The sequence below is a fragment of the Desulfuromusa ferrireducens genome, from assembly GCF_055389805.1.
Genome location: NZ_AP042415.1, coordinates 3771570 through 3784273 on the forward strand (window position 1 = coordinate 3771570; position 12704 = coordinate 3784273).

9 protein-coding genes and 2 pseudogenes are annotated in these 12704 nt (G+C 40.9%); 1 reads left to right on the plus strand and 10 read right to left on the minus strand.

All coding sequences use genetic code 11. The features are described 5' to 3' along the window. Nucleotides 1-5: 5 nt before the first annotated feature. From ACZ5PT_RS16815 to ACZ5PT_RS16835, 5 genes and pseudogenes are all read right to left on the minus strand, one after another. Entirely contained in the window at nucleotides 6-1760 is a 1755-nt protein-coding gene (locus ACZ5PT_RS16815; RefSeq protein ID WP_464264180.1) for a hypothetical protein, read from the minus strand. Nucleotides 1761-1879: 119 nt separating this feature from the next. Further along, nucleotides 1880-3169 carry a phenylacetate--CoA ligase family protein gene (locus ACZ5PT_RS16820; protein ID WP_464264181.1) on the minus strand — a complete coding sequence of 430 codons (1290 nt, stop codon included), beginning with the start codon at nucleotides 3167-3169 and terminating at the stop codon, nucleotides 1880-1882. A gap of 167 nt (nucleotides 3170-3336) precedes the next feature. Next, nucleotides 3337-3909, minus strand: a pseudogene (locus ACZ5PT_RS16825) (transposase). 219 nt (nucleotides 3910-4128) lie between these two features. Next, nucleotides 4129-4275: an IS3 family transposase gene (locus tag ACZ5PT_RS16830; RefSeq protein WP_464264182.1), complete on the minus strand. Its 147-nt coding sequence runs from the start codon at nucleotides 4273-4275 to the stop codon at nucleotides 4129-4131. Nucleotides 4276-4281: 6 nt separating this feature from the next. Further along, nucleotides 4282-4401 (minus strand): annotated as a pseudogene (locus tag ACZ5PT_RS16835) (IS3 family transposase); the annotation flags it as partial. Nucleotides 4402-5019: 618 nt separating this feature from the next. Between ACZ5PT_RS16835 and ACZ5PT_RS16840 the strand changes: the two are divergent. Next, nucleotides 5020-6384, plus strand: a complete 1365-nt coding sequence (locus ACZ5PT_RS16840) for a phenylacetate--CoA ligase family protein (RefSeq protein ID WP_464264183.1) — start codon at nucleotides 5020-5022, stop codon at nucleotides 6382-6384. 63 nt (nucleotides 6385-6447) lie between these two features. Here the strand turns inward: ACZ5PT_RS16840 and ACZ5PT_RS16845 are convergent, their stop codons facing one another. The 5 genes from ACZ5PT_RS16845 to ACZ5PT_RS16865 all read right to left on the minus strand — a co-directional run bounded on the left by ACZ5PT_RS16845 (nucleotide 6448) and on the right by ACZ5PT_RS16865 (nucleotide 12535). Further along, nucleotides 6448-7971 (minus strand): lipopolysaccharide biosynthesis protein, encoded by a 1524-nt coding sequence (locus tag ACZ5PT_RS16845; RefSeq protein WP_464264184.1) that lies wholly within the window; start codon nucleotides 7969-7971, stop codon nucleotides 6448-6450. A 2-nt stretch (nucleotides 7972-7973) separates the two neighbouring features. Then, nucleotides 7974-9095 (minus strand): O-antigen ligase family protein, encoded by a 1122-nt coding sequence (locus ACZ5PT_RS16850; protein ID WP_464266753.1) that lies wholly within the window; start codon nucleotides 9093-9095, stop codon nucleotides 7974-7976. 161 nt (nucleotides 9096-9256) lie between these two features. Further along, on the minus strand, nucleotides 9257-10327 hold the full coding sequence (locus ACZ5PT_RS16855; RefSeq protein WP_464264185.1) for a glycosyltransferase: 1071 nt from the start codon (nucleotides 10325-10327) through the stop codon (nucleotides 9257-9259). A 14-nt stretch (nucleotides 10328-10341) separates the two neighbouring features. After that, nucleotides 10342-11454 carry a glycosyltransferase gene (locus tag ACZ5PT_RS16860; RefSeq protein WP_464264186.1) on the minus strand — a complete coding sequence of 371 codons (1113 nt, stop codon included), beginning with the start codon at nucleotides 11452-11454 and terminating at the stop codon, nucleotides 10342-10344. A 7-nt stretch (nucleotides 11455-11461) separates the two neighbouring features. Continuing rightward, entirely contained in the window at nucleotides 11462-12535 is a 1074-nt protein-coding gene (locus ACZ5PT_RS16865; protein WP_464264187.1) for a glycosyltransferase family 2 protein, read from the minus strand. Nucleotides 12536-12704 lie beyond the last annotated feature (169 nt).

Below are 12704 nucleotides of genomic sequence, written 5' to 3' on the forward strand. Positions count from 1 at the left end.
CCAATTTATTGGCCCACAATAACCAGCGTGGAAGGTGGCAAAATTACCGGTACGCTTGGCACAACGTCACTGGGCACAGAATAATTAAGAGATATCGCAGGAGCATAGTCTTCAACCAACAACGTGGAGGCTACACCACCGTTGTCATGAAGTCGGCGGGTAAAATAATATTCGCCATCAACCACAGAATCAAAATAAATATCTACAATCCCCGGCCCTGAAGCAGCAAGGGAAGCAGAATCAACAGAAGCCCCACCACTGTAGGTATTCTCAACAACTCTTCCCGTACTATCATGCCAGTTTGACGCTTTGTTTGCAAAAGTAGCGTAGGTCGAAAAATTATCCTGCTTTATCAATGTATTTTTATACACCAACGGATAACCACGCGAATACGAGTAGGAATCTCCAAAGACGATATTGGTGACGTTGGACTTGACTGTATTTTCATAGAAAAACATGCTATCAGATTCATTCACCGTAAAGGAAACACCATAAGCCTCTCCTGTTCCATCTTTATCCAGAACGGTAATGTTGTTTCTATAAACGTGAGCGACTTCATCTCCTTTGACACCGATTGACATTCCCTTCCCTTTACCATCAACCCAAACAGGCTCTCCTGTCGGTGCATACGTTCCTGCGTATTTAGAATCTGTCTCAATGAGAATCGTATTATCATAAATATTAAGGTTTTCCATTCCTACTCTTGCAGCTCCATATCCATGCACTCGGATACCAATAGCTGTTAACCCGCAGCTATGCGTTTCAGTAAAACAATCGGGGGAACCGCTATACTCCTCATTGAGTGCTGTGGTTTTTGCAGAAATGTTATTTCTGTAGATAGTTACATTTTTGGGGGTTCCAATGTCCGCGGTAAAGCCGACACCAACAGGAGAAACACCTGTCATTGATATAGAATTATCATGAACTGACACATCCTCCGCTTGCCACCCAAAGACACCATAGGAGTTCGAATCAACCCCTCTCACAGAAATCTTATTCCCGTAAACCTCACTGCCATATCCAGGCTGTATAGCTCTGTGTCGTGCATTAATAATTGTATTATTCCTAACGATACCACCCGTAACTACTGATCCTTTATTGAGGGCAATTGCATCTATTCCTTGATGTCTATTTGTTGTACTCCCAATTGGATAATCATCTTCTATAATGCTTTGCTCAACAAGTGCGATATTACTCGTAAGCCATATTCCACCTACATCGTGACCATGTGAGTAAGTATAGAGGTTCGCAACATGGAAATTGTTTGCTGGCCTGCTACCACCAGCAAGAGTACTATAGGTACCAACAGGGTTATTCCCGCCACCCGACACGTCTCCACTAGAAGATGCTGCCCCCTGGATAATTGAGCCATTGCGAACAGAGATATGGTTTTTATTCCACCCTCCGACCGAAACCCCTTCACCGGGATTTACTTGATTGTAAGTAATTGTATAGCCATTAAGATTAATAATGACATAATTCCCAGTAATGCTAATCGCTGTTCCGTTGGCCGATATATTACCTTCCAAGATGTATTCGGTGTTATTTTGACCAGCAATATATGCACTGGAATAATTACCAGCAGGAATATTAATAGTATTCGTCACAAAGGATTGAAAAGGCACAGGCGCCAGAGTGCAACTCCCCCAGTCTATGGCAGTGGGGCTGCATGCTGATCCGTTACCACCAGAGGAAAAAGCACCAACAGGAAACAAAACGGACAAAAAAAGCGTCAAACCCATACATAGTTTTTTACTCATGATTCACTCCAACCACTTCACATTTAATTATTCCTACCTAGCCTTCTACCTACCATCAACATTAACACGGCTCAACATTAGCACCCACCCACATTAAAAGCAAGAAATCAATAGGCACACTAATCAATTGCGTACACAAACCGTAGCTTGCCAGTGGGAGACTTGTCAAAGTTATCAGTGTAGATAATTTTAATTTTATTATAATCAAATTTTTCAATCATTGTTCTTTTAACAATTTCGCCAACATCAACAGAATTATTGGACATATGCAATTTAACCTCAATTAAATCTATTTTTTTATGGTGTATTACCTGATACTGAATGACCGTTTTAATTCCAAAAAAAAGGAATTCAAAAAACTCCCCATTGATAACCTTGCCACTTGGAAGTTCAATATTGTCATTGTCCCTACCTATCAAATTAACTATTCTAGGCGAGTTTCGTCCGCATAAACATGGCTCCCAATTGATTGAGCTGGCAAGGTCACCAACACGATAGCGGATAAAAGGCATAATATAATTATTAAAATTGGTAACCAGTATATCATTGCCTTCAAGCTCAACATATTGATTTTCAAAAACGATATGCAAACCATCGTGACATTCGCATTCCGTACCGATTTGACTGACCTCACGACAACCGTATGAATCAAAGACCTTACACTTAAATACATTCTCAATAGTCTCCCGCATGCGAGAATGCAAAACCTCTGTAGTTGAAATTATAGCCTTAGGGTAGTGGATTTTAATTGAATTAGAGTCAACAAAACGAGCAATATAATACAAAGAAGAAGCATAACCTCTAATCAACGGTGGTTTGACAAAATTATAGTACCTAAGGTATTTCGTGAGGGTATCCTCATCCATATCAAAAGTATTCAATGATAAGCAACCATCACGTAATAGCTCACGAAGCAACCTGTAAAGACTCAACCCCTTACCCACATCCCTTATTGCCCCCCAAAAAACTGCCTCAATATCTGCCGAAGAAAGATCAAGCATATACTTCCACGCTCGAATTCTGGCAGCATCTGACCATTTTTTATAATTTGCATCGTGATAAAAATTAAGGGGCACCCCCGTAGACCCTCCCGTGGAGTTAAGAGTAGCGCTACGGATGTCCCTTGTAGTAGCAATCATCAGGTCAAAAGATTGTTGAATATTCTGTTTCTCCAACACTGGCAACAAGGTAACACTATCTAAACTTTCAAAATCTTCGGGGACGAGCCCCGCGGTAATCATATAATTACGGTAATATGGGACGTTATCATATGAGAATTTGATTAACTTTTTAAACTGTAACAACTGATAATTTTCTATATCAGTTTGATCCCAATACTGCGATGTCAACAAAAACTCCAAAGAGTTACCCACTTCACGAGAATTTTTCCTTCTAAAATGCTTGATCATTACCTGTCCTTAAAAACGTGTGCCGTGAAAAGAAATGAAACAACGCTTTATTCAAGAAAGTTTATTTCATGCAAATATAATCCATAAAAGTTATTTCAGGGTTAAAATTTACGGTTCTATCCACAATACAAAGGCTGCGGCTGAGTAACGCCGCCCCAAATGGTTCTTCATAGCTGAGTGCCTACAGCATGCTCAAGAAGGGCTTCAAACTGTTCCAGTACCGGCTTTGTTTGCATCACGATCTTTGACAATCCATTTCGCTTCTTTTCCACGGGAACCCGATTGTTCCAGCGGAAGGAGACTTCGCTGAGATAGCGCGGTATGTGTTGGCGACTGACATAATGAAAGACGCCTTGCTTAGCTCTTTCCAGAATCGCATTGAAGGATTCCGGCGTGTTGACATGAGCTTCTCCGCGAGCATATTCCCTGGTGCCAGGATTGACGCTTTCATGACCGGAAAACTCATTCCCGAGCGCCGTTGATGATGAAATACATCGCCAGCAGCCAGGTTTGAAGCGGCAGTTTGGTGCTGTGCAAGGGCGTTTTTGTCGTTAAAGTGAACTGCCCTGCGCAACCACTACACTCGTAAATGCAAGGTCGGGCCGAATCAACATCGACCGCCAGGATTTCAAGCAACCACAGTGCGGACAAACCCGACCCGAGGGCCAAATCACCTTTTCCAGATATTTTCGACAAGCATCTTCATCTGGAAACATGTTGCGAAACTGATTTAGAGTCATGGGCATACCTCCTTGTGGAGCTATGTTCCATTACAATAATGTCAAACTATGTCACATTCACCATTGCCTGGTGGATAGGACCGAAAGTTTAAACATTTCCCATTTACAGATACCAACAATGCAACGAAAGGCAGATTTTTCTACGTCAATACTGCCCCAATTATACGTGAGCAAAATAATAAGGTCTGTCCACAAGAAAGTACAATATATTGCCCCCTGTCACCTGACGAATTTCTTCCAGTATGCCGCTGGGGAGAGGTTGTCCAAGCTAGCATGCAGTCGCTGTCGGTTTAAGAATCCCTCGATGTACTCGCTTATCGCTGCCATGGATTCTTGTCGGGCGCGATGAATATCCACCGTCTCCACAGGCTAGATCGCCGCTAGGTAGAGCCAACCCTCTTCGGTGGCGACGTAAGCTATATCGGCCACCCACACCAGGTTCGGACCAGATACTGCTAAGTCATGATTCAGCAGGCTGAGAGCAACCGGCAACCTGAGGCTCGGATCTGCCACCCCTTGTATTTTCTACTTGCTTGCAGCGGATTTCCATCTCTCGCCGCAATATCTTAACCGTCAATGTCAACCTAGGCCTTTCCGACTGGCTACTTTATCCTGGATATTCTCAGGCATGTAAATGCCCTGACTTCGTTCATGCGTGGCTCTATTTGCGGCCTAAGGCGATCGTCTTCGAAGAAGGATAGCGTAGGTTTGAAACGTCAGGTCTAGTTCCGTTACCGAATGCTGGCCATTAACTTTCTGCCAACTGCAGTGCGATGTTTTTTGTGATTCAATTTTACAGCGCCTGACAAGAGATACTTGGGTGCCGCATAACATTGGCAACATTTAACTCACCATCGATAACTAGGCTAACAGCGTCCCCCTTAAATTCCATGGTGCAACCTAATCTCGCTAATCTCGCTAATCTCGCTAATCTCGCTAATCGCGCCAATTGACACCACCATGAACCATGCAGGCTATCAGATTGATACTCCAATATCCCTCAACAGCAATAAAAGCTTTAATCTTTCATTCAAAAGCTATATAAATATAAATCACTTATTCTGAGAAATAGTAGCATTATGCATAAATGACCCCAAGTAAAGGTGCGGAGTGAAAGACATTATCAGTAAATTAGTTAAGGAATTAACCTTTCCTCTTTTGGCTCGTCGTTCTTCACTATCCGGACTATATGGACATACTAAAGACTTGGAAAAATCTCAATTCCTACCCAAACATAAAATTGAAGAACTGCAAGTGGAAAGACTCAAAGCCCTATTGAGTCATGCATATACTACGACAACATACTATAAAAGATTATTTGATGACATTGAATTTGTACCAGAAAAACTAACAACGCTAGATGAAATCAAGAGAATTCCCTTCTTAACAAAAAACATCATCAGAGAGAACTGCCACCCCCTACTCTCATCCGACTTTCCTTCTGATCAATGCCATAGTTCAGAAACAGGTGGAACGACAGGTGTGAAAATGAAATTCTGGAGAAACAACTCATGCCTTTCACCAAAAGAAGCTGCTAGATATAGATTTGAGAAATGGGCAGGATGGGATTTTGGTCAAAGAACCGGATTGGTATGGACAGCGCAACAGGATTACGTTGGACACAGCTCGACTAAGGCTAGAATAAAAAACGAGCTATATGAGAGGCAGGTAGTTCTTCCTGCCGTTATTCTTGATGATGACATAATAAATAAATACTTACGTCTATTAACGCAAAAGAAGCCTACCATTATCAGGGCATTTAGCAGCCCAATGTTTGAAGTCGCTCAAGTTGCACTAAAACAAAACCTCCAGTTCCCTTCAATAAAAGGAATTGTCTCAACCGGGGAGCCACTTTATAGGCACCAACGAAAACTAATCGAAAAGGCTTTTCGTTGCAAAGTATTTGACTCATATCGCTGTAGAGAGGTCGGGCCTATAGCACAAGAATGTGAAATGCAGAATGGACTTCATATAAATTCTGAATGCCTTTTAGTCGAGGTTGTTGAGCCGGAACAAGGGGGATATTATGAAGATGGGATTGGTGAAATTGTCGTCACTGACTTACTGAATTTTGGGATGCCATTCATTCGGTATAAAATGGGTGACATGGGCAAACTTTCTAGTCGTCAATGTGCCTGTGGACGAGGACTTCCAATACTAGATCAAATAAGTGGGAGATCAGCAGACAACCTAAGGACAATTGACGGAAAGCTAATCACTGCCGGTTCATTGGTCTTGTATTTGGTTGATGAGGCACCAGGGCCCTTAGGACAAGTACAAATTATTCAAGACAAAACCGACCACTTATTAATCAGAATGACCCCTGAGCCTTCCCCCACCGATCAGATTAAAAACTACCAACGCCAAACAGTCAAGAGACTATTCGGTAACAACATGAACATTTCCTTTGAAATTGTTGATAAAATAAGCAGGGGGAAATCCGGGAAATATCAGTTTGCAAAGTATCAAGTTTAATACTCTAAACATCTATCGCTACAGAAAAAAACTATGAGATGTACACTAAATAAGTGCATAGTTTCATTTACCCTGTCTGGCTAAAATTCCCCCAACTTTAGCCCATATTTTTTTTCTATTCTGTGTGTCGACAACAAGTAGGACCACGGATATTAAATATGAAAAGCCCCCTAATATAATATGTAATACCATAATTAAATAACTCGAAATTGGCTGAGTTATATGTAATAAATATAGCAATACAATAAGAATTGTAAGAGGAATTAAAAGCTTACCAATGGTACATCGTATATATACAACTGGAGAAACAGACATTAATCGGCAAGCGATTCCAAGAGTCATTAAATTACCAAAAACTGTCACCATGACAGCTGCTGCAGTCACCCCCTCAACGCCCCAGAGATAAGCGCCAGCGATTCCACACGGTATACTAATAGCGGACAATATCAACCAACCGAAAGCGCATCTACCATGAGCGTTATGAGCCGTTAAAATGTTGTACGCATTAATGGCTAAAGAATCTGCGACTAGACCAACTATAAGGATATAAAGAACATAATGGCCGGCTCGAGCATACTCTAGCCCAAGCCACAATTCTAAAAAGGGCTCACCAAAAAAAAAGAGAAATATAGGCATTGCTAAAGATACAATTTGAAGCGCTTGCGTGGACATTAACCAAGACTTCACTAATTGCAGATGATCCCCCCTACCGACGGCTGCTCCAAAATATGGCGCCAGAGGAAACGCAATAGCAAGTGACAACCCCCTGGCATATCGCATGAGTTGATTTGGCAAGACAAAATAAACAACAGAGCTAAGACCTACTACATGGCTGATAATTATTGGAACACTTTGTGATTGCAGGCGAGAGGCAATCAACATTAATGCACTTTTCACTGCAAAAACTGCCATCTCCCTAACCTTGACAAATGAGACTGCTGCAAAACTGATTTTAGGAAGTTGTGGAGAAGAAACAACTGCATAAGAAAGAAAAAACAACTGAAGCGCTGAAAACACCGGTGTCACAAAAGCAAGAATGATCAGCCCGTGACTATCAAATTTCTGCAACAACAGATATGTTGAGCAGGCCTGCACAATAACAAGAACAACCCGAACATTGTTGATGAGATAATGGCGTTGGACCCCCATTAGGGTAGCAGTAAACACCTGAAGCGGAAAAAGCATAAGGGCGTTAAAAGCAAGAAGCAGAAAAACAATCTGTAAATTCGCCACATCACCTATTTCACCACCTCCAACAATTTCAGGTTTCAAACTAAGTAGTGATAAAATAAGAGCTGCTACCAACCCGACAGCAATAAAGAAAAAAAATGATGTACTTATCGTTTCCTGCAATCCATCCCCATCTTGCTTCCCATCTTCGACAGAGACAAAGCGAACAAGTGCAGCACCAATCCCGAGATCAAGTAAACCCATATAGCCCATAAGGCTTAGCACAAGCTCCCAGAGACCATAGTCACGGTTACCTAATGCACGAATCAACACCGGACTCATGATAAAGGCGACAACGATATTTGCGAAATACAGAAAAGTCCCAGATAGGGAATTAAGAGTTAATTTTCTTGACACACTCAACCTTCATATTGTTTTTGCGATGACGTTACATATTGAAGAAGTAAGCCCGACAAGCCTGCAAGCCATAACCAATGCGGTCGATAAAAGTTATGACCAGCCAACCCTAATAGCAACAACAATAGTAAACAGGCAAATATTGACTGCGAAAGAGACAAGAGAAAGTTCGAAGATAATTTTTCTCTTTCCATTAAAACTATAAGCTTTTTTGCCTTTGAAGTAGTGCGCCATAAAGACACAATTAACCCTAAAAATAAAAAGAAACCACCAATTCCTAGGCCAGCAAGAACCTGTCCTAATAAATTATGCGCTTGTTCGTAGATGCCATCTAAATAAGTTTCTCTATATTCAGCGAAGTTCCCCCCCCCCGGCCCTACGCCTGTTAAAGGTGACTTCTTAAACATCTCCCAACTAGCCAACCAGCCAAGTCTCCTACCATCAGTTGATGCGTGAGCATTTGCAGGCCCAGCATCTTCGTCCCATAACGTTTGTATACGCTCCTGCTTTTCAGCTGGCATTAAATGCCAAGTTGTTACAAGCATTAAAATAGCAAACAGAAAGTAAAGTATTTTCTTCCAACCAGATTGAGAAAATACCCACAACCCAATCAAAAACACAAATGCAATCATGGCAGAACGTGAACCTGTCAACACAATACAGACCACCGCAACGGCATAGTATAAATAATACAATTTTCTAAAGCTTGAACTAATTTCTGTACGCAAAAGAGCATAGGCAAACGGCATGCCAAGAACAAGGGTCCCGCCAAAAGCATTAGGACCTCCATATGTATCGGAGGCGCCAACCATGCGTTTTATACCCATGCGCCAGACATACTTACCATTATTAAACTCCCACAAAGAATGAATAGAATACAATAGAGTGGCGAGGACTAAGACCTGAACAAATACCCTTAAATTATCCTTCCCCTCAATTACAGAAAGGATCAAGAGGTAGACGATAATAACTTTCAGGTATTCAATACTCTCATACCAAGTAGCATCACCATTAAAAGAAAAAGGAATTAATAAAAAATGTAAGATCAATAAACCATAAACGTATTTATTCAATGGTGAGGAAACGATAACGAACTTTCCAGAACTTAAACAAACTAGAATCATTAACACCGCAAATGAACGCTCTACAGGAATCCCACTCAGATAACTTATAGATTCCCATGGGCGCCAAATCACTAACGAAACGTAAGTACAGAGCATAACGAAGGGGAGAGGATAGGACCTATCAGGGCTTTCAATGAGAGAAATGTTTGATACCATGATGATTATTTTTCATGACCACACAATAGTGCCAATCTAAGTAAACGACGAATAAATTTATTATGGGTAAAGTTTTCTTCAACATGCTCACGGCCCTTGAGACCCATTTGTCGGCAAAGGTTGACGTTACCCCATAATTCAACAATACGTTTTCTCAACACTTCAATATCACCAGAGTCAACAATATAGCCAGTTTTACCTTCTATGATATAGTCACTTGCTGACATAGAATCAACTGCTATCACGGGTTTACGGTGCCACATGGCATTACAAAAATTGGCCTCTCCTCCACCTTTAAGACCCGAATAAACCATCGGTATCACAACAAACCTGCAGGCCGCCTGGAGCTGAGCAAAGGCAGGTTCAGGAGCACTAACAACAATAACATTTGGGTAATATTCTATTTTCTTGCGTACATCAGGATCAGTACTGCTAATAACCAATGGTATGTTTGTACCACGAACGGCCTCTATTAGGGTTTTGTAATCACGCTTACCGTTACCACCTGAAAATATAAAATTATCTATCGGAATGCTATAAGTTTCATATTTTGAATGATTAGCTTTATAAGGGATAAAAATGAAATGGTCTTCAGGTAAATTAAATTGTAAAGAATGAGTTTTTATTTGCTTCCGAGACCAAAGAACATTTAAAGAATATTGTTGAATAATAAAACGAGTAATTCTATTTTTAATTAAACATATTATTCCATACTTATTTCCCTGACATTCAACGAATAAATCCCAACAGATTAATTTTTTTTTTCCAATCATCGGAAAACTATTTATTATTCCAAAAAATAACCACAAATATTTTGAACCACCATTTACCAAAACAACTGTTTTATCATTTGCTTTCAGTAATACCTTGAAAGAATACATAAAGCTAAACAATAGCTTAGAATAAATCAATAAACTAAGAATCTTTCCAGGCTCAATGTGCACAATATCTAGGCCAGGAATATCTAAAAATTTTTCATGTGAGACTAGTTTTATATTATTTATTTCAGGGAATTTATCACAATCCAATATTTGCCAATTCAAGGCAACACTTTTAAGAGATATTCTATTAAGCATAATATTCTAAAGCCCTATTCACTTAAGCCAATGCATAACTTCTCATACTTACAAATCATCATACCCCTTGAAAACAGGTCACGACTTCGATCAAAGCCAACACATCCGAACGTTGTTAAAGGTTCGCTGCTTACATATTCAACTATCCTCTTACCCATTCCGATAAAGTCCCCTTGTTCAAATATAACGCCTGCCTGATCACCAAGAGCCTCCCTTGCGCCGCCGACATCCATCGAAAACACAGGAACTCCAGAAGCCATATATTCAATAATTGCATTGGAAAAACTTTCAGATTTCGAAGAAAGAACACCGATATCAATACAAGCAAGTATATCAGGAACATCCACCCTGGAGCCCAAAAAGAGTCCTGAACCTTTTATCTCAAGATCATCGGCAAGTTTTTCTAAACTGTCTCTTTCTGGCCCATCCCCTATAACTACAAAACGTGCCGTAGAAATCTCTCGCAATACAATTTGCACAACAGTAAGAAAAACATCGACAGATTTGACAGGTCTCAAATTTGCAATAATGCCTATGATTATAGACTCCTTCGGGAAACCAAGCAAATCCCTAAAAGCACTACGCTGGTCATTTGTCCCGCAATAAAATTCATCTAAGTCTAAACCGTTATAAATAACTATGACTTTTTCAGGATTGAGACCTTCAGTCTGTATAGTCCATTGCTTGGTGCTTTCTGAATTAGCAATAAATATAGTTACCCAACGGTTTAAAAATTTCTGTAATTTCAATTCAAGTGGAGTGTACCAGTACCCCTGATTTCTGCGAGTTGCTACTATAGTCTTAACTTTTGCCATTTTTGCGGCTAAGATCCCGGCAACACTAGAATCTCTGAAGTGAACCTGAACAATACTGATAGCTTCTTTAATAAAATAGTTAGATAGATCTCTTATACCCCTAATCCCGCTGACGCCTTTAAACGAAAAAAGTTCTGCAACAAAAAGTGGACACAGATCAAACTGCTGATCAAGCCAATCCGAGCCTCTTAATACACAAAGAAAAGGTTGAAAGCGAGTACGATCAAGGTGTTTTATCAACATTAACAGCTGTTTTTCAGTGCCAGCCGTGGGTGATTCGATCGTATCAATAACAAAAGCTATTTTAATCATTTCTTCGTTACCTAAGATTGGAGGTATTAAGCCCTAAGACACTTATCAAAGGGTTTAGATGAATAGACTGCTTTAAAAATCCCCATCCCAAACCTATATGTATCGATAAAAAAATCAAAGGCAAATACCGGAAATCTTGCCAGCCTTTTTTTCCAGCAATTCGCAATGATTCAATCAGGACAATAACAACATAAAGACCATAGATCGCAGATAAGAAACCAAGCACCTTTGACCCTAATCCAGAGTCTGGATAGACCAGACCAGAGATCGAAGACCAAATACCTAAGAAGATAAACGATATCAGGCCAAGAACGAACCCGGCCGGGACTAGCTGATTGAAACTGAGTGCTTGGGGGTGCTTTTTGGTGAAATTGCGGCGTCCCATGCCATAGCGGGTCATCTGGCGGAACAAGGCGGTTAGATTTTCCCGCGGGTAATAGCGGATGGTCAGCTTCGGGCTTGTGTAACATTTGAGACCGGCCTGTTCTACCCGGTAGTTGAATTCAACATCTTCTGCAGCATCAAATTGTTCATCTAAATAACCGACTTTTTCAAAAACCTGACGAGTATAAGCAGCACCGTTGCTGACAGGACTAGCATAACCCTCGTATTCACCAAAAATCAGCGAATCGCCACCATGCCCGAGCCTTGAAGAACGGGCCAGTGCAACAGCTCGTTGAAAATCACTTAACCCGGGCGGATCCAGTGGTTGAGGTCGACCCAAACAATCGACATTATTACTAACCATTAATTGTGCCGTATTGCGGAACAGTTGATCACCGGGAATATAACAATGACCGTCAATCACCAGAAATATATCTCCCCGGCCCTTTTCAAACCCAATATTACGACCGGCGCTGGATCGACGAACGGGATTATCGTGCATACGCACCTGGGGATGATCTTTATGTATATTGGTGACAATTTGCCGAGTGGCATCGTCCGACATGCCATCAGCCACAATAATTTCAAATTTGTCACCCGGATAATCCTGCCTGAGCAGTTGCTCCAGAGTATCCGCAATAAAACGCTGCTCATTACGAACAGGCATAACTATGGTGAGAAATGGAACCTCAGACACAGAGTCATGAACCTGTTGATTTGTAACCATAAGTTAGGCCTTTTATTTAACTGTCAAGAACAGTCCTTACAGAAGAGCTGTTGTTTATCACACCTGATTTTAGAGAGTTCAGATTATAAATCTCACTGTAGTCTCGACTCACAATCCCCTCCTCCCGGTATCAACCATA